This is a genomic window from Streptomonospora litoralis, assembly GCF_004323735.1.
In the GTDB taxonomy this organism is placed as follows: domain Bacteria; phylum Actinomycetota; class Actinomycetes; order Streptosporangiales; family Streptosporangiaceae; genus Streptomonospora; species Streptomonospora litoralis.
On record NZ_CP036455.1, the window covers coordinates 1721151 to 1745309 of the forward strand.

Consider the following 24159-nt stretch of genomic DNA (forward strand, 5'->3'; position numbering starts at 1 on the left):
GTTCTCAGTCGAAGAGCCGGTCGGCGACATCGGCGGTGACTGCGTGTCCGACCCAGGACGTCAGTGTTTCCTTGCACGAGCATGCCAGGATCCGGCTGCGCTCGTCGGGTGATACATCGATGTTGCGATCTTCGAGTATCTGGATGATCGCGTTGGCTAGGCCCCGTGCCTCGCCGCGCGCCTCTCCTTCGCTGACGCAACTGCGAGCGAATTCACTGCGGTACTTGTTCTCAGGAGCACTTATCAGCGCTCCGTCGTCGTCGGACGGCATCAACGGAAGAGTTGGTCGGTGGATGTGGCGGTGAGGGCGCGGGTGAGCCAGGACGTGAGTGTTTCCTCGCATGTGCAGGCCAGGATCCGGCTGCGTTCCCCGGGTGGCACCTCGATGTTGCGCTCATCGAGTACCTGGAGAATAGCCTTGGCTTCGCCTTCGGCGTAGTGCTTGCGGGCGAAGTCGCTGCGGTATGGGATGTCGGCAGACCTCGTCAGCGCTCCAACATCATCGGGCCGATTCACCGGAACAGTTGGCTGGTCGATGTGGCAGTGACGGCGCGGGTCAGCCAAGAGCGCAGCGTCTCTTCGCAGGTGCATGCCAGGATCCGGCTGCGCTCGTCGGGTGGCACCTCGATGTTGCGATCTTCGAGTATCTGGATGATCGCATCGGCTTTGCCGCGTGCCTCGCCGCGTGCCTCGCCGCGTGCCTCGCCGCGCGCCTCGCCGCGCGCCTCTCCTTCGCTGACGTAGCTGCGAGCGAATTCACTGCGGTACTTGTCGGCGGTTGTCCCCATCGATTCCTCCCAGTTGCGTAGGGCCGTTGCTGGCACCGCTGAGATTATGAAGTCATAGTAGAGTCTGGCGGTGTCCTCACGCAGCATCTCAAGGGACTCCATGCAGGCCAGCATGGTCTTCACGTTCTCTTCGGCATGCGCGAGCGCTGACAGTACCGCGATCTCCGGCATGCCCCGCGCCTCCTCCGCGGAGGTGATCACCGGTACCTGGTCAGGCCCGAGCACCAACGGCACCAGGTAGGAGTCCGGGTTTCCCAAGGGGATCGGTTCTGCCGCCCATTCGGCCGTAGCCTTGTCCTCGCAGATCACCAGGAGCACCGTGGGGCACTCCAGGCGCGCGCGGACGGTGGCCACGTAGACGGGCCAGGAGTAGCGCTTGCGGGTGCTCGGCTTTCGCTGCACCTCCACCACCACCGCCATGCGCACGGTGTCCCCTCGCGAGAAGGTCACCACACCGTCGGCGCGGTAGTCCCTGGGCTGGATGTCGGTGCATTCGGCCGCCGACACCTCGGCCCGGTCGTGCTCGGGGACGTCGAAGCCGAAGGACTCCAGCAGCCGGGCCGCCATCTCGGGGCGGTTGCGCAGGAACTCCAGCGGCATCTCGTGATCTGTGCTGGGCATAGCGGAAAGTTACCGACACCCGCCCAGGTCCACCGCGGTTTCCGGGAATTTCCTCGGGATTCGGGGGTGCGGTTGGTTACCGAACGTGCCCGATACTCGTCGAGATGTCGCCATGACGCTGCGCAAGGACGCCTCGGCGGTCGCGTCATCTACGTTCGCCATCGTGACCTGCGCAGATCTCACTACAGCCGACCGGCCCGGCGCGCGTGCTCCGCGCGGCGGGCAGCGACGGCCGTGACCGCGGGACCGACCGAAACCGGGAGTGGCGCGGTTCCACCGGTTTTCAGCGGCCCAACAGCGCCCCCGCGTCGAGGCCGCGGATCGAGGCGTCGAGCACCTGGGCCGTGTGGGCAACCGAGATGGGTGTGCCGGCGCGTTCCATGGCCGAGGCGATCTGCAGCGAGCAGCCGGGGTTGCCCGCCACGAGCAGGTCGGCGCCGGTTGAGCGGACGTCCTCGCTCTTGCGTTCGCCCAGGTCCGAAGCCGCCTGCGGGCGCAGCAGGTTGTAGACGCCGGCCGAGCCGCAGCAGATCTCCGGGTTGGGCAGGTCGGCCACCTCCAGTTCGGGGATCGCGCGCAGCAACTCGCGCGGCTGGGCGGTGATCTGCTGGCCGTGGGAGAGGTGGCAGGCGTCGTGGTAGGCGGCGCGCACCGGCAGGGGGTGGCGTTTCGCCCGCGGGACCAGCGAAGCCAGGTACTCGGCCAGGTCCACCACCCGCGCGGACAGCTGCTCGGCGCGGCGCACCTCGTCGGCGTCTGCGCCGGCCTCCTCCAGCAGCCGCCCGTAGTGCTTCATCGTGCCGCCGCACCCGGCGGAGTTGACCACCACCACATCGACACCGGCTGCGGTGAACGCGGCGACGGTGGCGCGGGCGAAGCCGGCGGCCTCGGCCGCGCGGCCGGTGTGGGACGACAGTGCACCGCAGCAGCCCTGCTCGCGGGGAATGACGACGTCGCAGCCCTCACTGGCCAGTACCCGTGCCGTGGCGGTGTTGACCTGCGGAAAGAACGCCCCTTGCACGCAGCCGGTGAGCATGCCCACCACGGCGCGGCGCCGCCCCCGTGCCGGGACGACCTCCGGAAGGCGCGGCACCGAGCCCGTCATCGGCGGAGCGATGCGTTCCATAGTCGCCAGCGTCGGCGAGATGCGCTCCAGCAGCCCGGACCGGCGCACCAGGTTCGCCATCCCGCTGGCCTGGTACGCCTTCAGCGGGGAGCGCATCAGCTCCAGCCGCCGGCGGTAGGGGAACAGCGCGAAGATCGCCGCGCGCAGCACCCGTTCGCTCACCGGGCGCCGGTACTCCTGCTCGACCTCGGCGCGGGTGGACTCGATCAGCGCGTCGTAGGCCACCCCCGAGGGGCAGGAGCTGACGCAGGCGAGGCAGCCCAGGCAGTTGTCGAAGGCGTTGACCGCCGCCTCGCTGAGTACGTCGTCTTCGCGGGTCTGGCCCATCAGGTGGATGCGTCCGCGCGGGGAGTCCGTCTCCTCGCCCCACAGCACATAGGTGGGGCAGGTCGGCAGGCAGAATCCGCAGTGGACGCAGTCTGCGAGGAGGTCGTCGAAGGAGCGGGAGCCTTCGCGGGAGCCGGAGGCTGTTTCGCTGTCGGTCACGGCGTCCTGCCTTTCCGCACGGTGTCGACTCGGCCTGGCACGGTTGTTCAGATCCCGCCGGCGAAACGGCCGGGGGCCAGCAGGCGGTGGGGGTCGAACCGCTGCTTGACGGAGCGCATCAGCTCCAGCCCGGGCACCTCGCCCCACCGGTCCAGGTCGGCGTCGGCGAGGGCGGGCGCGGGACGGGCGACGGTGAGGCTGCCGTCCACTGCCGCGCGCACACTGCGGGCCACGGCATCGACCGACTCCGCGTGCGCGGAGGCCGGCAGCGCGGCGAAGAGCACACCGGCCCCGGCCGACCCGCTGATGGCGGCGGTGGTGTGCTGCCGCTGGGCCGCCTCGTGCAGCAGGCGGGCGGCCTCGGCGACCTCGCTGATGGGCACGGCGACCTTGAGAAGGGTGTCCTCGTCCTCACCGGGCAGCACTCCCCAGTGGGCGGGGCGGCCTTCGGTGATACCGGAGCCCGCCATCAGGTCGGCGACGGCGCGGGCGCGGGCGTCGATGCCGCCTTCGGCGCCCTCCAGCAGTACGCGCAGCGTCAGCGGCCCGGTCTCGGGCCAGTCGAGTTCGACCGCCGCCGGCACGGTGCCCGACGCCAGCACGTCGCGGGTCCACTGTTGGGCCGTCTCTGGGTTTGGGGCGGTGGCGCCGACGGTGCGCAGCGCCTCGGGCAGCGGATGCAGCCGGAAGGTGACCGAGGTGATCAGGCCGAGTGTGCCGAACGCCCCGGTGTGTAGTTTGCCCAGGTCGTAGCCTGCGACGTTCTTGACGACGCGGCCGCCGGAGGAGGCCGCCACGCCGTCGGCGCGGATGGCGGTCATCCCGATGATGAGGTCGCGCAGCGGCCCGTGCAGCAGTCGCCGCGGACCGGAGAGCCCCGTGGCCACCGCTCCGCCGACGGTGCCGCCGGGAACCAGCGCGTCGAGGGTGAGCCGCTGGCCGGCGGCGGCGAGCTCGGCCTGCAGGTCCGCGAGCGGGGTGCCGGCGCCGACCTGGACGACGAGGTCGCCGGCGGCGTGCTCGACGCCGTTCAGCGCCGTGGTCTCCAGCACGACGTCGCAGCGTTCGGGCGGGGCGCCCCAGTCGGACGCCGTGCCGTGTCCGCGCATCACGGTGGTCAGGCCGCGCCGGTGGGCGGCGGCCAGCAGCGCCGACGCCGCGGCCGTGTCGGGTGGCCGGGCGACGTAGCGGGGGGCGCGTCCGGCGGCCGCGTCGCCGGGGGTGCCCTCGCGCACCACCGCGCCGCCTTCGGCGAGCGCCTCGGTTTCGGGGTTCGCGACCGTGTCCTCCTGTGTCACCGGTGTGCTCCCGCCTCGTGGAACGTCTGGCCGGGGCGGCGTCCCGCGGCCGCGGTCGGGCCCGACCGCCTCGGCCGCCCGCGGCGCCCCGGTCTGCGGCGGATGTCGGCGGTGCTCATCTGCCTGGTCTGCCTTTCGCTGCTCGTCGGGGCCTCAGAACTGCTCCGCGGCGCCTTCGGCCACCAGCGGGTGCACGCCCTTGCGGATACCGGGCCGCTCCCCGCACAGCCGCGGGGTAGGCAGCAGCTTGTCGGGGTTGGCCAGCCCCGCGGGGTCGAAGGCGGAGCGGAAGAGGTCCATGGTCTCCAGGTCGGCGGGGGAGAACATCTCCGGCATCTGGCACGCCTTGTCGACGCCGACGCCGTGCTCGCCGGTGATGGAGCCGCCGTGCTCGATGCACAAATCCAGGATCTTGCCGGAGACCTCGGCGGCGCGCTCGGAGGCGCCGGGCTCGGCGTCGTCGAACAGGACCAGGGGGTGCAGGTTGCCGTCGCCGGCGTGGAAGACGTTGGCCACGCGGATGCCGGAGTCGGCCGACAGTTCGGCGATGCGGCCCAGTACCTCGGGCAGTGCGGTGCGCGGCACGACGCCGTCCTGGACGATGTAGGCGGGGCTGATGCGGCCCACGGCGGCGAAGGCGGACTTGCGGCCCTTCCAGATGCGGGCGCGTTCGGCGGGCTCGTCGGCGGTGCGGACCTCGAAGGCGCCGGCCTCGCGGCACAGCCGGGTGGCGTGCTCGAACTGGGCGTCGACGTCGGCGGCGGGACCGTCCAGCTCGACGATCAGCACCGCACCGGCGCCGGGCGGGTAGCCGCAGGCCACTGCCGCTTCGGCGGCCTCGATGGACAGCGCGTCCATCATCTCCACGGCGGCGGGCAGCACACCGGCGGAGATGATGGAGGAGACCGCCGAGCCTCCGGCGTCCATGGTCTCGAAGGCCGCCAGGAGGGTGCGCACCTTCTGCGGAGCGCGCAGTAGCCGCACGGTGATCTCGGTGGCGATGCCCAGGGTGCCCTCGGAGCCGACGAAGGCCCCCAGCAGGTCGTATCCGGGGGCGTCGGCGGCCTTGCCGCCAATCCGCACGACCTCCCCCTGCGGGGTGACGACCTCCAGGCCGAGCACGTGGTTGACGGTGAACCCGTACTTCAGGCAGTGCGCGCCGCCGGAGTTCTCGGCGATGTTGCCGCCCACGGAGCACACCTGCTGACTGGAGGGGTCGGGGGCGTAGTAGTAGCCGTGCGGCGCCGCGGCGCGGGTGACCTCCAGGTTGGCGACGCCGGGTTGGACGACGGCGCGCTCGTCGGCGGGGTCGATCTCGACGATGCGGCGCATCCGGGAGGTGACGACGAGGACGCCGTCGCTGTCGGGCAGCGCGCCCGCGGACAGCCCGGTGCCCGCGCCGCGCGGCACGAACGGCACGCCGGCTTCGGCGCACAGCCGCACCACGGCCGCGACCTGCTCGGTGCTGGTGGGCAGCACCACCACGCCGGGCGTGTTGGCGTGGTAGGTCAGGCCGTCGCTTTCGTAGGTGCGGCGGCGGTGGGGGTCGGTGATGACGCCGTCGTCGCCGCAGATCTCACGCAGTCGCGGGATCAGCGCGGTGAGCGGTCGCGGCATGTGGGGCTCGCCCTCCCCGTTCTCGGCACCCCGGCGGATCGGCCGCGGTAGGTCCGTACTCTCCCCCACTTCCCGCGCGGGGGCAAGGCCAACCCGGCGCGGTCGGCGTGCGCGGTTCCTCCCGCGCGCCGACCGCGCCGCTGCGTGTCAGGGCATGCGCTCGTAGGCGGGCAGCGTCAGGAACTCCACGTAGTCGTCGGCGAGCGAGACCTCGGTGAACAGCTCCATTGCGCGGGCGAAGAGGTCGGGGTCGAAGGCCTCGCCGTGCTGCTCGCGGATTGCCTGCGACTCCTCGTCGATGAGGCGGCGGACCAGGTCGCGGGTGACCTTCGGGCCGTCGTCGAGGGTGACGTCGTTGTGCAGCCACTGCCAGATCTGGGAGCGGGAGATCTCGGCGGTGGCGGCGTCTTCCATCAGGTTGTGCACGGCCACCGCCCCGTTGCCGCCCAGCCACGCCGACAGGTACTGCAGGGCGACGTTGATGTTGCCGCGCAGGCCGGCCTCGGTGATGCCGCCTTCGGCGGAGTCGACGGCGAGCAGGTCCTGGGCCTTGACCGACACGTCTTCGCGCAGGCGTCCGAGCTGGTTGGGCGCGTCGCCGAGCACGCCGTCGAAGACCTCTTTGGCCACCGGAACCAGGTCGGGGTGGGCCACCCAGGAGCCGTCGAAGCCGTCGCCGGACTCGCGGGCCTTGTCGTCGCGGACCTTGGCCAGGGCGCGCTCGTTGACCTCGGGGTCGCGGCGGCTGGGGATGAACGCGGCCATGCCGCCGATGGCGTGGGCGCCGCGCTTGTGGCAGGTGCGCACCAGGAGTTCGGTGTAGGCGCGCATGAACGGCGCGGTCATGGTGACGGCGTTGCGCTCGGGCAGCAGGAAGGCGCGGCCGCGGGTGCGGTGGACCTTGATGATGCTGAAGAGGTAGTCCCAGCGCCCGGCGTTGAGCCCGGAGGAGTGTTCGCGCAGCTCGTAGAGGATCTCCTCCATCTCGAAGGCGGCGGGGATCGTCTCGATCAGCACGGTGGCGCGGATGGTGCCGCGGGGGATGCCCAGGTGCTCCTGGGCGGCGGTGAAGATGTCGTTCCACAGTCGCGCTTCGAGGTGGCTCTCCAGCTTGGGCAGGTAGAAGTAGGGGCCCTTGCCCTTGTCGAGCTGGCGCTGTGCGCAGTGGAAGAGGTAGAGCGCGAAGTCGACGATGCCGCCGGCGGCGCGCCGGCCGTCGACGAGGATGTGCTTCTCGTCGAGGTGCCAGCCGCGGGGGCGCACGATGATCGAGGCGAGTTCGGCGTCGTCCTTGAGGGCGTAGGACTTGCCTTCGGGGGTGGTGAAGTCGATCGTGCGGTCCAGCGCGTCGCGCAGGTTGAGCTGGCCGCCGATCATGTTCTCCCACAGCGGGGTGTTGGCGTCCTCGAAGTCGGCCAGCCAAACCTTCGCGCCGGAGTTGAGCGCATTGACCGTCATCTTGCGGTCGGTGGGGCCGGTGATCTCCATGCGGCGGTCGGTGATGCCGGGCGCGGGCGGGGCGACCTGCCACGAGGGGTCCTCGCGGATGTGGCGGGTCTCCGGCGGGAAGTCCAGATCGGCGCCCGCGGAGATCTGCTCCTGGCGGCGGGCGCGGGCGGCCAGCAGTTCCTGGCGGCGCCCCTCGAACCGCCGGTGCAGCTCGGCGACCAGCGCCAGCGCGTCGTCGGTGAGGATCTGGTCGTAGCGTTCGTGCATGGGGCCGGTGATCTCGACCCCGGTGGTGGCGGCCATCGGAATCCTTCCACGAAGCGAAAACAACTTCTGGTATGTGGAATTGACGTTACTGTCGGGTTCGATCACGGTCAACGGAGGCCGGGCCGGGCGGCCGGCCACTCTTTGCCCAGGTGGAAAGGTCGGCCGCTTTTTCCGCGGCGTGGCCGGAAGAAAAGCGGGTGCTCGCCGGCGCGCGGCGTGCCACCATCGATCGGCGGGAACAAGTTCCCGCGGTCCCGGCGTTCCATCAACTGGAGGGATATGAATACTTTCGTTGACAGCAGTCCGCTCGGCCCCGCCCCGCACCGGGGCGCGGAGCACGCGGGCTCGGCGGCCGGGGCCCGGCCGCACACCACTGAGGGCGTCGCCGGTTTCGACCGGCCCGAGCAGGGCGAGCTGGAACTCGCCGAGCGCCATGCGCTGCGCCGGGTCGAAGGGCTCTCCACCGAGCTGACCGATGTGACCGAGGTCGAGAACCGGTCGCTGCGCCTGGAGCGCGTCGTGCTGATGGGCGTGTGGACCAGCGGCACCCAGCAGGACGCGGACAACTCGCTCACCGAGTTGAAGCAGCTCGCCGAGACCGCCGGGGCGGCCGTTCTCGAAGGCGTCACCCAGCGGCGCCGCAAGCCCGATCCCGCCACCTACATCGGCCGCGGCAAGGCCGAGGAGCTGCGCGAGATCGTCGAGAGCACCGGCGCCGACACCGTGGTCTGCGACGGCGAACTCGCGCCCGGCCAGCTGCGCCAGCTGGAAGACATCGTCAAGGTCAAGGTCATCGACCGCACCGCGCTCATCCTGGACATTTTCGCCCAGCACGCGCGTAGCCGCGAAGGCAAGGCCCAGGTCGAACTCGCCCAGCTCAGCTACCTCCTGCCGCGCCTGCGCGGCTGGGGCACCACGCTCTCCCGCCAGGCCGGCGGCCGTGCCGGAGGCGGCAACGGCGGTGTGGGTCTGCGCGGCCCCGGCGAGACCAAGATCGAGACCGACCGGCGGCGCATCAACGCCAAAATGGCCAAGCTCCGGCGCCAGCTCAGCCACATGGAGACCTCCCGCGACGTCAAGCGCGACAAGCGCCAGGTACGCCGAGTGCCGGCCGTGTCCATCGCGGGATACACCAACGCCGGCAAGTCCAGCCTGCTCAACCGGCTCACCAACGCCGGCGTACTGGTCGAGGACGCCCTGTTCGCCACCCTCGACCCCACCGTGCGGCAGGCGCGCACGCCCGACGGCCGGGCGTTCACGCTCAGCGACACGGTCGGATTCGTCCGCCACCTGCCCCACGAGCTGGTCGAGGCGTTCCGGTCCACCCTGGAGGAGGTCGCCGACGCCGACCTGGTGCTGCACGTCGTCGACGCCTCGCACCCCGACCCCGAGCAGCAGCTGTCCTCCGTGCGCGAGGTCTTCGGCGAGATCGGCGCCGGCAGCGTGCCCGAAGTCGTGGTGCTGAACAAGACCGACGCGGCGGACCCGCTCGTAATCAAGCAGCTGCGGGTCAAGGAGCCCGACGCCATCGAGGTCTCCGCGCGCACCGGCGCGGGCGTCGAAGAACTGATCGACGCCGTGGCCGGGGCGCTGCCCAGCCCGGGCAGCGAAGTGCGGGTCATGCTGCCCTACGGCCGGGGCGACCTGCTGTCCCGCGTCCATGAGGAGGGCCGCATCGTCGAGGAGGAGCACACCTGCGACGGCACCCGGCTGCACGCATTCGTGCCCGGGCTGCTCGCGGGCAAGCTGGACGCCTACGCCGCTCTCTGAGGCGACCCCGCGCCACACAACACCGCGGATACGCTACACGGCGGAACCCCGGGCGGGGTTCCGCCGTTGTATCGCCAGGCGCCGAATGAGCGGTCGAAGAGGTGTACACGGCGTCGGCGGATGAACTACGGTTTTTGCCACTGGCACGAGACCCGTGAGTCGCCTGCCTCCCCGGCCGCACCACCTCCCCCGCCAGTTGAGTCGAAATCGAGGTCGCCTATGTCCGCTCGCGTGTACCGGTCCGCACCCGCGATCCGGCGGCCATGACTACTGGGGCGGGCCGGTGAGACGATGACAGTACGACTGCTGACCAACATCGGGCGGCTGTGGACCGGCACCGATCTGCTCAGTAACGCGGCCATGCTCGTCCACCACGACCGCATCGCCTGGGTCGGAGCCGCGGCCGACCTCCCGCAGAGCCTGCCCGGCGTCATCGAGGACATCGTCGACGTCGACGAGGTCGACAACATCGGCGGCGGTCTGGTCACCCCCGGGCTGATCGACGCCCACTGCCACCCGGTCTACGCCGGCAACCGCTACGCCGAGGTCGCCATGCGGGCCAGCGGCGCGTCCAAGTCCGAGATCACAGGCGCGGGCGGAGGCGTGGCCTCGACGGTCACCGTGACCCGCGGCACCGATCCGTGGACACTGTGCAACGCGGTGCGCGAGCGGTTGCGGCACTGGGTGCTTTCGGGCTGCACCACCGTCGAGGCGAAGACCGGCTATCACCTCACCCGAGACGGCGAGCTCGCCGACGTGCGGCTGCTGCGGGCCCTGGAGGAGGAGCCGGGCATGCCGCGCCTGCAGGCGACCTTCTTCGCCGCCCACGCCGTGCCGCCGGAGTACTTCGGCCGCCCCCGCGACTACGTCGGCGCGGTGGCCTCCTGGCTGAGCGACGCCGCCCAGGCCGGTGCCGACGGGGTCGACGTGTACTGCGACAACCACCAGTTCACCACCGAAGACGCAGCCCGCCTGCTGTCGGCGGGGCGCGGGGTGGGGCTGACCACCCACATGCACGCCTGCGCCAAACCCCGCCACGGCGCGGTGCGCATGGGCGCCGACATGCAGTGCTCCTCCGTCGACCTGCTGCACGAGACCGACGAGGACGACGTCCTCGCGCTGGCCAAGACCTCCACGCCGGTGGTCGTCTGCCCCACCACCTCGCTGCACGAACGCCGCACACCGCCGGTGCGGTCGCTGCTGGACCACGGGGTTCCGGTCGGCCTGGGCACCGACCACAACCCCGGCCAGTCGGGCACCATGTCGCTGCCGCTGGCGATCTCCATGGCCGTTTCCATGTTCAACATGAGCGTCCTGGAGGCTCTTCGCGCCGCCACTGTCGGCGGCTCCTACGCGCTGGGACTGAGTGACCGCGGCGTCCTGGCGCCGGGGCAGTACGCCGACATCGTCCAGTGGGACGCCGACCACGAAGGCGCTTTCGCCTGGTCCTACGGCCTCAACACCATCCGCGTCTGGCGCGGCGGCGAGACGATCCGCTAGTAGCGATCGTCACCTCCGCACTCCCGCGTGTCGGATGAGCGAGCCGGACGGGCGGTGTCCGCAATCGTTCGGCACGCGGCGCTGGCGTCGGTGGGGGCGGTGGGGTTGGTGGGGGCCGCCTCGGTTTGCTGGGCGGCCTTGTTGGCTGCCTGGATGCGGGTGACCTCGGAAAACCAGCGGCGACGGTAGCGGATGGCCCAGCCCGCACCCATCGGTTCGGGTGCTCGCCGGTTGGGCATCCGACGGGGGCGGCGAGGACGCCGGCCGGGGCCGGGCCTGGGATGGTCGGGGCGGTGGCAGCCGGGTGGGGGCACGAGATGCACGTACGTGCGGCGGTATCGGCCTCGGTGTCGCCCCGAGGCGACGCCCTCACCCTGTCATTCCGCGACACGAAACAACACGGGGCGTTTCGTCCACCAATGCCCGAATTTCCGGTAGGCCCGCCCCCGCGCCGCGACGGCGACGGCCCACGAGGCGCGCCGAATGGCGCGAAAACAGCCCCGACATCAACTTTTCGTGCGCCTCGTGGCCACTGCGCCCGCCGAGGCCACCCGCAAAACGGGCATAGACCCCCAAAAGCCCACCCCATCGGGCGGTGGAGCTCCCGGCGGCGACGCCGGGGCGCCACGAGCGACGCGTCGTCGCCCCCGGGCCCCGATCCGGCGCACTCCCGGGCCACGCGGGCGCCCGCGACCGCGCCCCGCCGCGCTGCCTCCGCCCTGTGCGGTCCCGGCAGGGGACACGGCGACACCCAGCCGGCGCACCGGCGCCGGTAGGTCCCCTATGCCGGTCCATCCGGCGATGATCGCGAACTTATGGCCGCGGAATACGCTTACCTGCGACCATAAGTTCGCGATAGACGGGCCAAGCCGCGCCGAGTCTGTCTGCAGGGTTGGATTCGACGCCGAATCCAACCCTGCAGACAGACTCGATGGGACCGGTGCTACCTATTGCAGGGTTTCGATCAGACAGCGGCCCGCGGCAGCCGAACGCCGCCCTCCGCCGGGTGCGCCACCGGCGAGCACCCGATCCGATGCCCGCGGGCCCAGCCCTGCGCCGCCCTCGGCGCCGCGTTCCGTGCAGGCCACCCGCCACCCGGCAGACCGGCAAGGCCGCCCAGCGGACCCGACCCGCCGCCTCGTCGGCCGCCGTCACCGGCGGGCACCCGGCCCGTTGGGCGCGGGCGCCACCCCGCGGTCTCTTCGCCCCCCTCGGGCGCGTCACCGGCGAGCATCTTGCACGGACGTCCACTCCATCCGCACTACCGCGGGGGACGAACCCAGTGGGAAGGCGAACCGGGTGGCTCTGGTTGGCGGCGCGCGCCATGCCGGGTCAGTCCGCTCGGCGGTAGTGGTAATGGCAGACTTCGCTGAACCCGGACCGCTCGTAGAGGCGAAGGGCCGGGGTGTTGTCGCGCAGGACTTGGAGGTACATGCGCTCGGCCGCCTGCGTCCTGGCCCAGTCGGCGAGTGCGGCGAGCACTGCGCGGCCCGCGCCCAGGCCGCGCGCCCGGGGGAGTGCGGACATACCGAACACCCCCGCCCAGCCGGTATCTGCAACCGCGCGGCCCACCGCTACGACGTCGTCACCGAGCACCGCGCAGGCGTAGGCCGAGGGGCCCGGAACGCGGTCGAGTAGTTCCCGCTCTGCGCGCTGGTCCGCGGTCGGCCCCTGGACGGCCAGCCAGGTGTCGAACCAGGCGCGGCTCGGGCGATCGTCGACGTGTACGCGCAGCGGCGCCGCGGATCCGGCGGACACGACTCGGTCGGTAGGCGCCGCCTGCAGCGAAAGCGAACCGTGGCGACGGTAGCCGCGCTGCGCCAGCACGCCGTCCAGCGCTTGCGGGCAGGCGCCGGGGCTGATCTGGAAACCGGCGGCCGTGCCGCGGGCGGCGTAGAACTTCTCCGCCTCCGCGAGCCGGCGTGCCAACTCGCCCGGGCCATCCGTGTCGCCGTGCGGTTGCGCGGTGCCCACCCACCAGGCGCAGCCCGGCGCGTCGCGCAGCACCCATCCCGCGACGTCGACGGCCTCGCGCGCCGGAAGCGCCCGTGCCGCTCGCTCCTGCAGCCCACGCACCGTCTCCGGGGCGGCGACCTCAGACGGCGGCATCACCGTGCGTCCTCCCCAGCCTTCTTCCTCGCGGTGGACGCCGGATGCCGGCGTCGGCACGGTGTCCGCGGCGGCGCGGCCGCGCTCGATGCGGCGGCGACGCCTCCGCACGCCTATCAGTTCCGGCCGCGGGCGCTCGCGATCTCGATGACGGCACGTTCGAGCGCATAGGCGGGGTCGCGGCCCGCGCCCTTGATCAGGGCGTCGGTCTCGGCCACCACCGCCATCGCGCGCGCGACGCCCTGCGGCGACCAGCCGCGCGCCTGCTGCCGCAGTGTCTTGAGCTTCCACGGCGGGATCTTGGCGCGCTTGGCCAGATCGGCGTCGGCCGCGCCGCGCTGCGGCTGGGCGACCACCGCCAGACCGCGCACCGCCCCCGCCAGCGCGCTGTTGATCAGCACCGGTGCGGTGCCCACCGCAAGGCACCAGCGCAGCTGCTCCAGCGCTTCGGGCAGGCGGCCCTCCACGGCGCGGTCGGCGACCGTGAACCCCGAGGCTTCGGCCTTTCCGCTGTGGTAGCGGGCCACCGCGGCCGCGTCGACGCGGCCCTCGGTATCGGACATCAGCTGGGTGCATGCGGCGGCGAGTTCGCGCAGGTCGTTCCCGACCGCGTCGAGGAGCGCCTGGGCGGCGTCGCCGGTGACCTGGCGGCCGCCCCGGGAGAACTCGCCCTTGATGAACTGGAGGCGCTCGTTCGCCTTGGTGGGCTTCGCGCAGTCGACCCGGTGGGCACCGGCCTTGACCGCCGCCTCCAGCAGGGTCTTGCCCTTGGCGCCGCCGGCGTGGACCAGCACCAGGACGACGTCGTCGGCGAGATCCTGCAGCAGGGAGGTCACCGCGGCGGCCGGGTCCTTCGTCAGGTCCTGCGCCGATCGCAGCACCACCACGCGCCGTTCCCCGAACAGCGACGGCGAGGTGACCTCGGCCAGTCGGCCTGCGGTGACCTCGGAGGGCATCAGGTCGTGCACGTCGACACCGGGATCGTCGGCCCGTGCCGCGGCGACGATCCCGGCGACGGCGCGGTCGACGAGCAGTTCCTCGTCGCCGACGACGACGGACAGCGGAGGCGCGGACGTGGAGGCCATAGCTGCAGCATGCCATGCCGTGCAGACCGTTCTGCGCGGTAGCCGCCGAGCGGGACGCGGTGGGGACGGCCGTCTGCGGCGGCGCGGGGTCCGGCGGGGACCGGGGTCGCGGCAGACGACGGCGGGGTTCGCGGGGCCGGGGACGACGGCGATGTCACCGTGCAGGTCCGTACGGTAGTTCGCTGCGGAGACCGACTGCAGCAGGGACCAGGTGGCCGGTTCCGGATGGCCGTAGGCGTTGTCCGCGCCGACCGAGGTCAGTGTGACGGAGGGGCGGGTGGCGGCGATGAATGCGGGTTCCTGGGAGCCGGCGCCGTGGTGGGGGACCTTGAGGACGTCGACTCCGCGGACGGCGTGCGTGCTGCGCAGCAGTGCACGTTGCGCGGGCTCCTCGATGTCGCCCGTCAGCAGTACCCGCATCGGCGAGGCGCCGTCCTGCGCGGTGGGCGACCGACGGGCCAGCAGCACGACACTGCCGTCGTTGCCGCCGGGGGAGTCGCGGCGGGGCCAGAGCACGTCGAGCGTCCACGGGGCGAGATTCCAGCGCTGGCCCGACACCGCGGTGCGCACAGGGACGTCCGCGCTGCGCAGCAGGCGCGCGGTCGGGGGATGGTCGAAGCGGGGCGGCAGCAGGACAGCCCCCACGGTCCGCCCCGACAGCGCCCCCGCGGTGCCGCCCGCGTGGTCGATGTCGCCGTGCGTGATCACCAGCAGGGCGATCGCGTCGATGCGCAGTTCCGTCAGGCACCGGGACACCGCCACGGGATCGGGGCCGGTGTCGACCACGATCGCCCGCTGCGCACCGGCGCGCAGCACCAACGCGTCGCCTTGGCCTACGCGGCACGCCACCATCGCCCACCCCGCCGGCGGCCAGGCCGGTGCGACCCAGTGCACGGTGAGTGCAGTCAGGGCCGCCGCCAGCCCGACCGCGCAGACCACCCGCCGGACGCGGCCGCGCAGGACCAGCAGCACCACCAGGACGGCGGCGACGGCCGCGGCACCGGCTAACGTGTCGGGCCAGGGCAGCGCACGCCCGGGCAGCCGCGACGCGGTACCGGCCACCGCGCCGATCCAGAGCACGGCCGCACCCGGTATCCACGCCGCGGCGGCCGCCAGCGGCGGCCACACCTGGGCGATTCCCGCGACCGCGAACCCGCCGATCGTCGCCACCGGCACGGCCGGAGCCGCAAGCACGTTGGCGGGCACGGCCACCCAGTTGACCTCCGCGGACAGGACGACCAGCAGCGGCAGGCACGCCACGTGCGCGGCGAGGGCTACGGCCACCGCCTCGGCGATCCAGCGGGGCACGTACGCCGGTCGGCATTCGCGCCAGCGCGGCGTCAGGACCATGATCCCGCCGGTGGCCAGCGCCGACAGGGCGAACCCGAACGAGCGCGCGAGTCCGGGGGCGAACAGCAGCAGCCCCAGGACCGATGCCGCCAGCGCCGTCAGACCGACGCGCCGGCGCCCCAGCGCCAGGGCCGCCAGCGCGATGGAGGCCATGAAAGCGGCGCGCAGCACACTCGGTTCCGCGCGTGCCAGCAGCACGAACACCCCGATGGTGACCGCGCCCGCCACCGCCGCCGTCCAGCCCGGCCGCCCCAGGCCGCGGCACACCGCCAGCGCCACGCCCGTCATGATGGCGAGGTTCGACCCGCTGACCGCCAGCAGGTGGGTCAGCCCGCTGTCCTCGAAGGCGGCGACGGTCGGCGGACGCAGCCCGGAGGTGTCTCCCACGACGAGCGCCGGCAGCAGTGCGGCGGCGGGCTCGGGCAGGCCCGCCGAAGCTTCGCGCAGCCGATCCCGTGCGCCGCCGGCCCATTCCTGCCACGGCGACGGCGGGCGGACGCTCGTAGGCGGTCCGCGTACCACCAGCAGGCCGCCGACAAGCCCGCCATCGGCCGGGAACAGTGTGCCCGAAGCGTGCACGCGCTGGCTGGGCAGCAGTCGCCGCCAGCTTTCGCCCGAGGCCAGCACCACGACCGGTACCCGGGTGCGTACGCGCCCGCCGTTGCCGGAGGCACCGCTGTCCGCGCTGAGGCCGCGGGCGCGCACGGCTTCGGCGCGCGCCTCGATGACGAGCCGGGCCCGGCCGGGCGCGGGCGGACCGCTGCGGTGACGGGGGTCCGCGGTGACCACGAGTTCGACTTCGGCGTACTCCCGCTCGCGGGCCAGTTCGGGCACGGGGCTGCCGGCGACGGCGGCCAGCCGCCCGCCGGTCGCCAGCGCACCCGCTGCCATGCAGACCAGCACGGCGACGACCACCGCCGCCACACCGCCGCTCGACCAGCGCCGCGTGAGCGTCCACACAGCCCCGGCGCCCAGCGCCAGTACGCCCGCTGCGGCGAACGCGACCCCCGGCCCCGCGCCCAGCAGCACCGCCGTGCAGCCCCAGGTTCCCACTGCGGCGGGGACCAGCCGCAGATCCGGTACGGCGGAGTAGTCGGGGGCGTCGGTTCCCAGGTAGACCATGGACACCTGCTCGGGGAGCGGACAGGGGCGCATTTGCGGCGCGGGGGTGCGGGGGTGCTCGCCGCGGCGGTACCTCCGTGAGCGCGAGCGCCCCGGCGGCCGGCGCGGGCGGCGTCGCCCACAGAGCCCGCCGAGAGCGAAGACGCCGCGACGCCGTGCCGAGGCGCAGTGGCGGACGACACGATCCGTCGCCGTTCCTACGCCCTCCCGGGCGTCCCGGCCACATGGACGAGTTCGGCGATGTCGGCGTACCGCTGCTCACCGATTCCGCTGACGTCGCGCAACTGCTCGACGGCGGAGAAACCGCCGTTCTCGGTGCGGTGGGCGGCGATGCGTTCGGCCAGCACGGGGCCCACGCCGGGCAGTTCCTGGAGTTGGCCGACGGTGGCGGTGTTCAGGTCGATGGGGGTGCCGGGCGCCCCGGCGGGGCCGGGGGCTCCGCCGGGAGCGGGGCCCGCTGCGGGCGGCGCCGGGGCGGGTGCCCCGACAAGGACCTGTTCGCCGTCGACGAGGGGACGTGCGAGGTTGAGGGTGCCCGGTTCGGCGTCGCGGGTCAGGCCACCCGCCTCCTCGACGGCGTCGGCGACGCGCGAGCCGGCGGGGAGCGTGACGAGCCCGGGACTCCGGACGTCCCCGCCGACGTGCACGGTGACATCGGGAGCCGGGCTGGCGGCCGCCGTACGTGGGGACGGTGCGGGATCGGCACCCGCGGCCGCAGGCACGGGTGAAGCCTGCGCCTGCAGGGTCGGCGGGGGCTCGGGTTCGGGACGGGCCTGGAGCAGGAACCAGCCGGTGGCGAGGGCTGCCAACACGCACACCCCGATGAGCGCCCGCAAGCCGGCGCGGCCCAGCCGCGGCTGGTCGGCGAGTCCGGGAAGCAGGCGCTCCACGAGCGCCGACCACCGCCGCCCGCGCAGCAGTTCGGGGCCGACCTCTTCGTACCCTCGCGGAGGCGTCGGGGGAGGGGGACGGTGTCCACCCGACGGGTCGGCTGAGGGCTGCGGCCGCTCGCTCGGCGGATGCGGGCGGTCAGTGGAGCCGTCGTCCGTCGGGGGCGGCGAGGGACGACGCTCGGCGCGGGGATGCGGCTCGGAGGCGGGCGGGGCCGGGCGGTGCGGCGGTCGGGCCTCCGCGCAACGGGGGTGGCCGGTAGGCGGCTGCGCATCGGCGGTTGGACCACGGCTCGGTCGAGGGTGGGATGCGGTGGTCGCCGGAGCTGTCGCCGTCGGGGCCGCAGGCGGCTGCCCTTCGCGGCGGCTGCGGGCACCGCCTGCGGTGTCCTGGCTGATGCGTGCGTGCCCTCCGTGGTGCCGAGACGCCCGGAGCGGTCGGTCGCGCCGATCGGTGCCGCCGCTCTGCGGGGCCTCGCTCGTCGGGGCCGCGGCGCGCCTGTGGCGACCGGGGCGGGATTCCCCGCAGGTGCGGGATGTCGAAGGGTGCCCGGGGGAGGAGGCGTCGTCGGGCGCCGACGGGCCGCTGGGGCCCGAAGGGGCGGCGCCTGGCGCAGTCGTCGCGGTCGGCCGGGACACGTCCGCGACGTCGCGGGGCTGTCGGCGCGACCTCTGGGGCCCTTGTGGACCGCTGCCTTCCGCTCCCGGCCCGGCGGGAGGCGGCAGGGGCAAGGCCGCCTCCCGGGGCAAAGGCATTGCTTCCTTCGGCGGCGCCGCCCGGACGGCGATTCCTGGTCCGGGCGGGCTGTGCCGGGACGGAATCGGCGCTGACGGGCTCGTTCGGCGGTAGAGAGCGTAGGGCGGGGGAGGTACCGACTCGGCAGCTTCGGCGGCCTCGGATTCCGAAGAGGCCCCCTCACCGGTGGGACCGCGGTGCGGATCCGGCGTCTGCGGCGCGTCTGTGTGCGGGCCGCCGGGTGTGGATGGTGCCGCCTCTGCTGGAGAGGGTGATGGCGGGAAACGTGTTCGGTCGGTGCCGGCCGGATCGCGGTCGGGATCGGGGGCGGTCTCCGGCTCCGGGCCGGTTGAGGACCGGTCGGAGAGGGCTTGGAGCCGCCGCAAGGCGGTGATCGAGTCGGAGGGCGGAGCGGCGGGCGGACGGCGGGAACGCGCAGGCGACATGTCTATGACGATAGAAAGCGGCACCACCGGCCGTCCGCCCCGATTTCCCGGCTGTGGAAAACCGGCGCCCTTCCGGCCTGGGAAGCAGGGCCGCCTGACCCCGGGACCTGGGCGGCTACCGCCATATGACGAAAGGGTGCGCGGGCTCGCCGGCTGGAGCGCCGCCACCGCCTTTAGCGGATCCCGTCGCCTCCGTCGGGGTTGGCGGGGTCTGCGGCGGTGATCTCGGTGGTCAAGGCGTCCAGCAGGGACGCGATCTCACGGGTCTGGTCGGGGGAGACCGCCGGGCGGAGTTCGGGGAACGTGCGGCTCCAGGCGAGGGACCTGCTCAGTTTCGCGAGGCGGTGGCTCGGGGGACCGCCGCGCGCAGGGTGGAGGCCGGGTAGGAAGCCGTCCAGGGTTCCAGGTAGGCGTCGCGCAGGCGCTGCTCGGTGCGGGAATCGGCGCCGAGGTCGCGTACGGCGATGCGCAGCGGTACCAGGAGGCTGAAGAAGGGGTGGGCCACCGCCGCGTCGCCCCAGTCGGCGAAGCGGTACCTGCCGTCGAGCACGAAGGCGTTGCCCACGTGCAGGTCGGAGTGGTCCAGCGACGGCGGCACGCCCGAGTCGTCGAGTGCCTTGCAGTCGGCGTCGAAGGCGGAGCGATGGCGCATCAGCAGGTCGGCGCCCTCGCCCAGCGCCGCGTTCAATCCGGGGTCGGCGAGGAACCCGTCGAGCAGCCGTCCCAGCGCGGCCGGACGCAGGTCGGGGACATCGAGCGCGACCAGGTCGCGGGCATGCTCGGCGAGGGTGCGCTGCATCTCGCTGTAGGCGCCGAGCATGGCCTCCCACACCGCGAAATCGTCGATCGAGGCCATCTGATCGCGCAGCACACGGCCCGCGTCGGGTAGCAGCGACCAGCCGCGCTGGACGTCGACCCCGAAGGGGGTGAGGACCCGTCCCGGCACCCAGGTGTACAACGCGCCGTGCAGCGCCGCCTCGAACTCGCCGCCGGGCGCGTTCGCCTTGAACCAGACCGGCCCCGCTGTGGAGGAGAACCGCGCCGTCGTCGACCAGGGGCGCACTCTCACCCGCGGCGGGTCGGGCAGCAGCCGCTCGCCGCGCTCGGCCAGGCGCGCCTCGACCCAGGAGTGCAGTTCGCCGCGCTGGTCGGGATCGTCCCACAGGGGTAGTCGCAGGTCGGTGAAGTCCACAGCCCCTACGCTAATGTCCGCCGGTGGGCGCGGCGGCCGCCACGGGTGTCCGCGCGGTGCGCGGACACCCGTGGCGGCCGCGTCGGCACCGCCCCGCACAGCACGAAGCCGCCTTCCGCGGGGCGGAAGGCGGCTCGGATCCCGGTGGCCCGGGTGTGCCTGCTTCGGCTCAGCTCGCGTTCTGCAGCTTGTCCAGCCGCTTGGCGATCGCGCTCTTGCGGTTGGCCGCCTGGTTCTTGTGGATGGCGCCCTTGCTGGCCGCCTTGTCGAGCTGGCGCGCAGCCGCGCGCTGCAGGACGACGGCCTGCTCGACGTCACCGCTGTGCGCGGCCACGCGGAACTTGCGGATCGCCGTCTTCAACGAGGAACGCACCGACTGGTTGCGCTGCCGGCGCTCCTCGTTCTGCCGGATGCGCTTCTTCTGCGACTTGATGTTCGCCATGCGAAAACGTGCTCCAGTTACTTCTGATGTGCGGCTCGGCGGTGCGTGGCCCGTCCGCGGGCAGCCGATCCGCGGCAGGCCGGTCGCGCGCCGACGCCAGGTGTGAGTCCGAAGGGCTCAAACTGAACGTGGAACGTTCGAGACACGGGACTACCATTATGCCTTGTGCAGGGGAGTGCTCGCGCCCGGCGCCCACACCCCGCAACCTGCTCAGCCGTCCTCGCCGCCGCCCGGGCCGACCCAGCCGTCCAGGTAGGCCTCCCACTGCCCGCGGGTGGCCGAGAAGTCGGCGTACAGGGCGGTGCCGAACTCGTCGCGGCGCCGTCCCCCCTCCGACAGCCCGATGCGGATGGCCCGTGTCGCCGCGGCGGTCGTCTCCGCCTCGGGATTGCGGGCGGCGTGGTCGTCGGGGTAGGCGGGCACGCCCATGAGCAGTCGCACGTCCGGCGGTACGGCGTCCATCGCCACCTGTGTCTGGCGGACGACGAACCCCCCGTACATGCCTTCCGTGGGCATCCCGGTGTCATAGGACATGACCGCGACCTGGTCCAGGTGCTCGGCGACCCGCCCCAGGTACCCGCTGGACCAGAACGGGTCCTTGGACGCCAGCAGCCCCAGCGTGAACGCCAGCCCGCCCAGCGGCTCGACCGTGGGCACCGCGCTGGAGAGCAGCACCTCCTCGCCCAGCTCCTCGCGCGTGCTCTCCAGCAGGGCCAACAGGCCGGGGTCGTTGTTGGGCACCGGCTCGAAGTTGTAGTGGACTCCGTCGAACCCGGCATCGACGAGCCCCGCCGCGGCCTCGATCACGCGCGTCCGCGTCGCCTCGTCGCCGAGGTCCAGCTCGCCCTCCTCCACGCGCTGGCCCACCCACGCCGAGACCCGGACGTCGGGCAGTTCGCGGCGGAACATCCGCAGGAAGCCCTCCAGCTCGGGGTGCTTGGCCGGGTCCAGGCGCCCGTCGTAGTCCAGCGGCCCCACGTGCACGTACACATCGCTGATCCCGCCCTCGGTGATCCGCGGCTTCAGCTCGGCCAACTCCCGTTCGCCGTAGCGGCCGTCGACCCAGGCGTGGCCCATCCACAGCGCGTTGGTCTGGTTGGACACGGCCCAGGAGGCGGGTTCCCCCGTGTACTGCAGCCGCACGAGCAGTGCCGCCCCCAGCGCCACGACCAGGACCGCGGCGACGGCCGCGAGCACGCGCTGCAGGAACCACTTCACGCCTGTCCTCCGATCTCACATAACCTGATGTATGCCGCGTGAGCCATTCTCGCCCGAAGCGCCTACCGGCGCCGCCTCGGGCGGGTGGGATCATTGACGGCACCACTGCGCAGTTTCGCCGCGACGCCGCGGCCCAGCGCCCCTGCCATCCTGGCCGACCTGCGAGCTATCCGAACGGAGCACGGTGCCACAGCCGAACCGGACCGATCCCGCGCTGATCCGCAACTTCTGCATCATCGCGCACATCGACCATGGCAAGTCGACGCTGGCCGACCGCATGCTTCAGCTGAGCGGCATCGTCGAGGACCGCCAGATGCGCGCGCAGTATCTCGACCGCATGGACATCGAGCGCGAACGCGGTATCACCATCAAGTCCCAGGCGGTGCGGTTGCCCTTCACCGCGCTGGACGACACGACCTACGTCCTCAACCTGATCGACACGCCCGGCCACGTCGACTTCACCTACGAGGTGTCGCGTTCGCTGGCCGCCTGCGAGGGCGCGATCCTGCTGGTCGACGCCGCACAGGGCATCGAGGCCCAGACGCTGGCCAACCTGTACCTGGCGCTGGAGCACGACCTCCAGATCATCCCGGTGCTGAACAAGATCGACCTGCCGGCTGCGATGCCCGACAAGTACGCCGCGGAACTGGCCGGGATCATCGGTTGCGAGCCCACCGACGTGCTGCGGGTCAGCGCCAAGACCGGCATGGGTGTCGAGGAGCTGCTCAACGAGATCGTGCGGCAGGTGCCGCCGCCGGTGGGCGAGGCCGACTCGCCGCCGCGCGCGATGATCTTCGACTCGATCTACGACACCTACCGCGGCGTGGTCACCTACGTCCGGGTGGTCGACGGCCACCTGGGCACCCGCCAGCGCATCGAGATGATGTCCACCGGCGCCACCCACGAGATGCTGGAGGTCGGCGTCATCTCGCCGGAGCCCCGCAAGGTCGACGGCCTGGGCGTGGGCGAGGTCGGCTACATCATCACCGGGGTGAAGGACGTCCGCCAGTCCCGGGTCGGTGACACGATCACCGCGGCCAGCGGCGGCGCGTCGGAGATGCTGCCGGGCTACCAGGACCCCAAGCCCATGGTGTTCTCCGGGCTGTACCCCCTCGACGGCAGCGACTACCCCGTGCTGCGCGACGCGCTGGAGAAGCTGCAGCTGAACGACGCCGCCCTGACGTTCGAGCCCGAGACCTCGGCCGCGCTGGGCTTCGGCTTCCGCTGCGGGTTCCTGGGTCTGCTGCACCTGGAGATCACCCGTGCCCGGTTGGAGCGGGAGTTCAACCTGGAGCTGATCTCCACCGCGCCCAACGTGGTCTACCGCGTGGTCATGGAGGACCACACCGAGCACTGGGTCACCAATCCCAGCGAATTCCCCGAGGGCAAGATCGCCGAGGTGCACGAGCCCATCGTCAAGGGCACCCTGCTGGCGCCCTCGGAGTTCGTGGGCCCGATCATGGAGCTGTGCCAGGCCCGCCGCGGCTCGCTCGACGGGATGGACTACCTGTCCGAGGACCGCGTCGAGATGCGCTATACCCTCCCGCTGGCCGAGATCGTGTTCGATTTCTTCGACCAGCTCAAGTCGCGCACGAAGGGGTTCGCGTCGCTGGACTACGAGCCCTCCGGGGACCAGGTCGCCGACCTGGTGAAGGTCGACATTCTCCTGCAGGGCGAGATGGTCGACGCGTTCTCGGCGGTCGTGCACCGCGACAAGGCCTACGCTTACGGCGTGGAGATGACCAAGAAGCTGCGCGAGCTCATCCCCCGCCAGCAGTTCGAGGTGCCGGTGCAGGCCGCGGTCGGCTCCCGGGTGATCGCGCGCGAGAACATCCGCGCCATCCGCAAGGACGTGCTCTCCAAGTGCTACGGCGGCGACATCAGCCGCAAGCGCAAGCTGCTGGAGAAGCAGAAGGAGGGCAAGCGCAAGATGAAGATGGTCGGCCGGGTGGAGGTCCCGCAGGAGGCGTTCATCTCCGCCCTGTCCACCGAGGACTCCGCAGCCTCCGAGAAGGACGCCAAGAAGCGCTGAGGCGGGCCGGTGCGGTGCCCGGCCGCTCCGGCCCGCCTGGGCCCGCTGGGGCCCGCCCGAGGCGGCGGGCCCCAGCGGTCACCCCTTGACGGCGCCGCTGGTCAGCCCCTCGGCGATGTAGCGCTGCAGGAACCAGAACACCGCCGGCACGGGCAGTGCCAGCAGCAGCGTACCGGCGGAGAACATGCCGAAGTCGGCGTCGCGCTGGTCGGCGACCATGCCGTACAGCCCCACCGCCACCGTCTTGACCCCGGGGTCGCGCAGGAACACGCTGGCGATCAGGAACTCGTTTACGGTCGCGATGAACACCAGCAGCCCGTAGAGCCCGATGCGGCGTCCGGTGAAGCGGAACCGCCGCCGCGAGCGCGAGGGCGGCGGTTCCCGGGAGGACTCCGGCGCTGCGGATTCTCATGTGTCTCCCCTTCGGGCGTGACGCCGCGGACGCTCCCCCGCTCTGTCCCGGCTTGTCGGTAATAGGAGGTGAGGTGACGCTGGCAACTCCTTGCAAACGCTGAAAGGGCTTGCAGAGAACTCCGCTCGCGATGCGGCTGCGCCGAGTATGACGGAGGCGGGCCCGAGCGTCTTCTCCGAGGCCGCCTGGCGGACCTCGGGCAC

At 72.4% G+C, this 24159-nt stretch carries 16 protein-coding genes and 2 pseudogenes; 3 read left to right on the forward strand and 15 right to left on the reverse strand.

The genetic code is table 11. The features are described 5' to 3' along the window. Positions 1–4: 4 nt before the first annotated feature. The 7 genes from EKD16_RS07240 to aceB all read right to left on the reverse strand — a co-directional run bounded on the left by EKD16_RS07240 (position 5) and on the right by aceB (position 7688). The gene (locus EKD16_RS07240; RefSeq protein WP_131097679.1) at positions 5–271 is read right to left on the reverse strand and encodes a hypothetical protein; all 267 of its coding nucleotides are present in this window, start codon (positions 269–271) and stop codon (positions 5–7) included. Next, the gene (locus EKD16_RS07245) at positions 271–516 is read right to left on the reverse strand and encodes a hypothetical protein (RefSeq protein ID WP_165498514.1); all 246 of its coding nucleotides are present in this window, start codon (positions 514–516) and stop codon (positions 271–273) included. The genes EKD16_RS07240 and EKD16_RS07245 overlap by 1 nt, the downstream gene beginning before the upstream one ends. After that, positions 513–1409, reverse strand: coding sequence for a hypothetical protein (locus EKD16_RS07250; RefSeq protein WP_131097681.1), 897 nt, complete (start codon positions 1407–1409; stop codon positions 513–515). The genes EKD16_RS07245 and EKD16_RS07250 overlap by 4 nt, the downstream gene beginning before the upstream one ends. Positions 1410–1692: 283 nt before the next feature. Beyond that, positions 1693–3021: a (Fe-S)-binding protein gene (locus tag EKD16_RS07255; RefSeq protein ID WP_131097682.1), complete on the reverse strand. Its 1329-nt coding sequence runs from the start codon at positions 3019–3021 to the stop codon at positions 1693–1695. Between the two features lie 47 nt (positions 3022–3068). After that, positions 3069–4319 carry an FAD-binding oxidoreductase gene (locus EKD16_RS07260; RefSeq protein ID WP_131097683.1) on the reverse strand — a complete coding sequence of 417 codons (1251 nt, stop codon included), beginning with the start codon at positions 4317–4319 and terminating at the stop codon, positions 3069–3071. A 153-nt stretch (positions 4320–4472) separates the two neighbouring features. Then, positions 4473–5936 carry an FAD-linked oxidase C-terminal domain-containing protein gene (locus tag EKD16_RS07265; protein ID WP_131097684.1) on the reverse strand — a complete coding sequence of 488 codons (1464 nt, stop codon included), beginning with the start codon at positions 5934–5936 and terminating at the stop codon, positions 4473–4475. Positions 5937–6083: 147 nt separating this feature from the next. Next, entirely contained in the window at positions 6084–7688 is a 1605-nt protein-coding gene (gene aceB, locus EKD16_RS07270; RefSeq protein ID WP_131097685.1) for a malate synthase A, read from the reverse strand. 243 nt (positions 7689–7931) lie between these two features. On the opposite strand from aceB, the gene hflX reads away from it, so the two are divergent. Together hflX and hutI are read left to right on the forward strand one after the other, a co-directional pair. Further along, positions 7932–9422: a GTPase HflX gene (gene hflX, locus EKD16_RS07275; RefSeq protein ID WP_131097686.1), complete on the forward strand. Its 1491-nt coding sequence runs from the start codon at positions 7932–7934 to the stop codon at positions 9420–9422. A gap of 291 nt (positions 9423–9713) precedes the next feature. Next, on the forward strand, positions 9714–10922 hold the full coding sequence (hutI, locus tag EKD16_RS07280) for an imidazolonepropionase (RefSeq protein WP_131097687.1): 1209 nt from the start codon (positions 9714–9716) through the stop codon (positions 10920–10922). A 1332-nt stretch (positions 10923–12254) separates the two neighbouring features. Here hutI and EKD16_RS07285 read toward each other — a convergent pair. The 7 genes and pseudogenes from EKD16_RS07285 to EKD16_RS07315 all read right to left on the reverse strand — a co-directional run bounded on the left by EKD16_RS07285 (position 12255) and on the right by EKD16_RS07315 (position 21512). Then, positions 12255–13031 carry a GNAT family N-acetyltransferase gene (locus EKD16_RS07285; protein ID WP_131097688.1) on the reverse strand — a complete coding sequence of 259 codons (777 nt, stop codon included), beginning with the start codon at positions 13029–13031 and terminating at the stop codon, positions 12255–12257. A 116-nt stretch (positions 13032–13147) separates the two neighbouring features. After that, positions 13148–14116, reverse strand: a complete 969-nt coding sequence (gene holA, locus EKD16_RS07290) for a DNA polymerase III subunit delta (RefSeq protein WP_131102174.1) — start codon at positions 14114–14116, stop codon at positions 13148–13150. Between the two features lie 594 nt (positions 14117–14710). Then, positions 14711–16621 (reverse strand): annotated as a pseudogene (locus EKD16_RS07295) (ComEC/Rec2 family competence protein); the annotation flags it as partial. Between the two features lie 164 nt (positions 16622–16785). Next, the gene (locus tag EKD16_RS26000; RefSeq protein ID WP_242677278.1) at positions 16786–17478 is read right to left on the reverse strand and encodes a helix-hairpin-helix domain-containing protein; all 693 of its coding nucleotides are present in this window, start codon (positions 17476–17478) and stop codon (positions 16786–16788) included. Positions 17479–18988: 1510 nt separating this feature from the next. Continuing rightward, entirely contained in the window at positions 18989–19852 is an 864-nt protein-coding gene (locus tag EKD16_RS07305) for a phosphotransferase family protein (protein ID WP_165498515.1), read from the reverse strand. A gap of 169 nt (positions 19853–20021) precedes the next feature. Further along, positions 20022–20294 carry a 30S ribosomal protein S20 gene (gene rpsT, locus EKD16_RS07310; RefSeq protein WP_131097691.1) on the reverse strand — a complete coding sequence of 91 codons (273 nt, stop codon included), beginning with the start codon at positions 20292–20294 and terminating at the stop codon, positions 20022–20024. Between the two features lie 210 nt (positions 20295–20504). Beyond that, positions 20505–21512 carry a glycoside hydrolase family 18 protein gene (locus EKD16_RS07315; protein WP_131097692.1) on the reverse strand — a complete coding sequence of 336 codons (1008 nt, stop codon included), beginning with the start codon at positions 21510–21512 and terminating at the stop codon, positions 20505–20507. 184 nt (positions 21513–21696) lie between these two features. On the opposite strand from EKD16_RS07315, the gene lepA reads away from it, so the two are divergent. Then, positions 21697–23544 (forward strand): translation elongation factor 4, encoded by a 1848-nt coding sequence (gene lepA / locus EKD16_RS07320; RefSeq protein ID WP_131097693.1) that lies wholly within the window; start codon positions 21697–21699, stop codon positions 23542–23544. Between the two features lie 78 nt (positions 23545–23622). On the opposite strand, the pseudogene EKD16_RS07325 reads toward lepA, so the two are convergent. After that, positions 23623–23874 (reverse strand): annotated as a pseudogene (locus EKD16_RS07325) (sugar ABC transporter permease); the annotation flags it as partial. Between the last annotated feature and the right edge of the window lie 285 nt (positions 23875–24159).

Excerpts from the sequence above, each read along its gene's own strand:
- EKD16_RS07240 (WP_131097679.1), bottom strand. The coding sequence starts at position 271 with ATGCCGTCCGACGACGACGGAGCGCTGATAAGTGCTCCTGAGAACAAG.
- EKD16_RS07250 (WP_131097681.1), bottom strand. The coding sequence starts at position 1,409 with ATGCCCAGCACAGATCACGAGATGCCGCTGGAGTTCCTGCGCAACCGC.
- EKD16_RS07265 (WP_131097684.1), bottom strand. The coding sequence starts at position 5,936 with ATGCCGCGACCGCTCACCGCGCTGATCCCGCGACTGCGTGAGATCTGC.
- aceB (WP_131097685.1), bottom strand. The coding sequence starts at position 7,688 with ATGGCCGCCACCACCGGGGTCGAGATCACCGGCCCCATGCACGAACGC.
- hflX (WP_131097686.1), top strand. The coding sequence starts at position 7,932 with ATGAATACTTTCGTTGACAGCAGTCCGCTCGGCCCCGCCCCGCACCGG.
- hutI (WP_131097687.1), top strand. The coding sequence starts at position 9,714 with ATGACAGTACGACTGCTGACCAACATCGGGCGGCTGTGGACCGGCACC.
- EKD16_RS07285 (WP_131097688.1), bottom strand. The coding sequence starts at position 13,031 with ATGCCGCCGTCTGAGGTCGCCGCCCCGGAGACGGTGCGTGGGCTGCAG.
- holA (WP_131102174.1), bottom strand. The coding sequence starts at position 14,116 with ATGGCCTCCACGTCCGCGCCTCCGCTGTCCGTCGTCGTCGGCGACGAG.
- rpsT (WP_131097691.1), bottom strand. The coding sequence starts at position 20,294 with ATGGCGAACATCAAGTCGCAGAAGAAGCGCATCCGGCAGAACGAGGAG.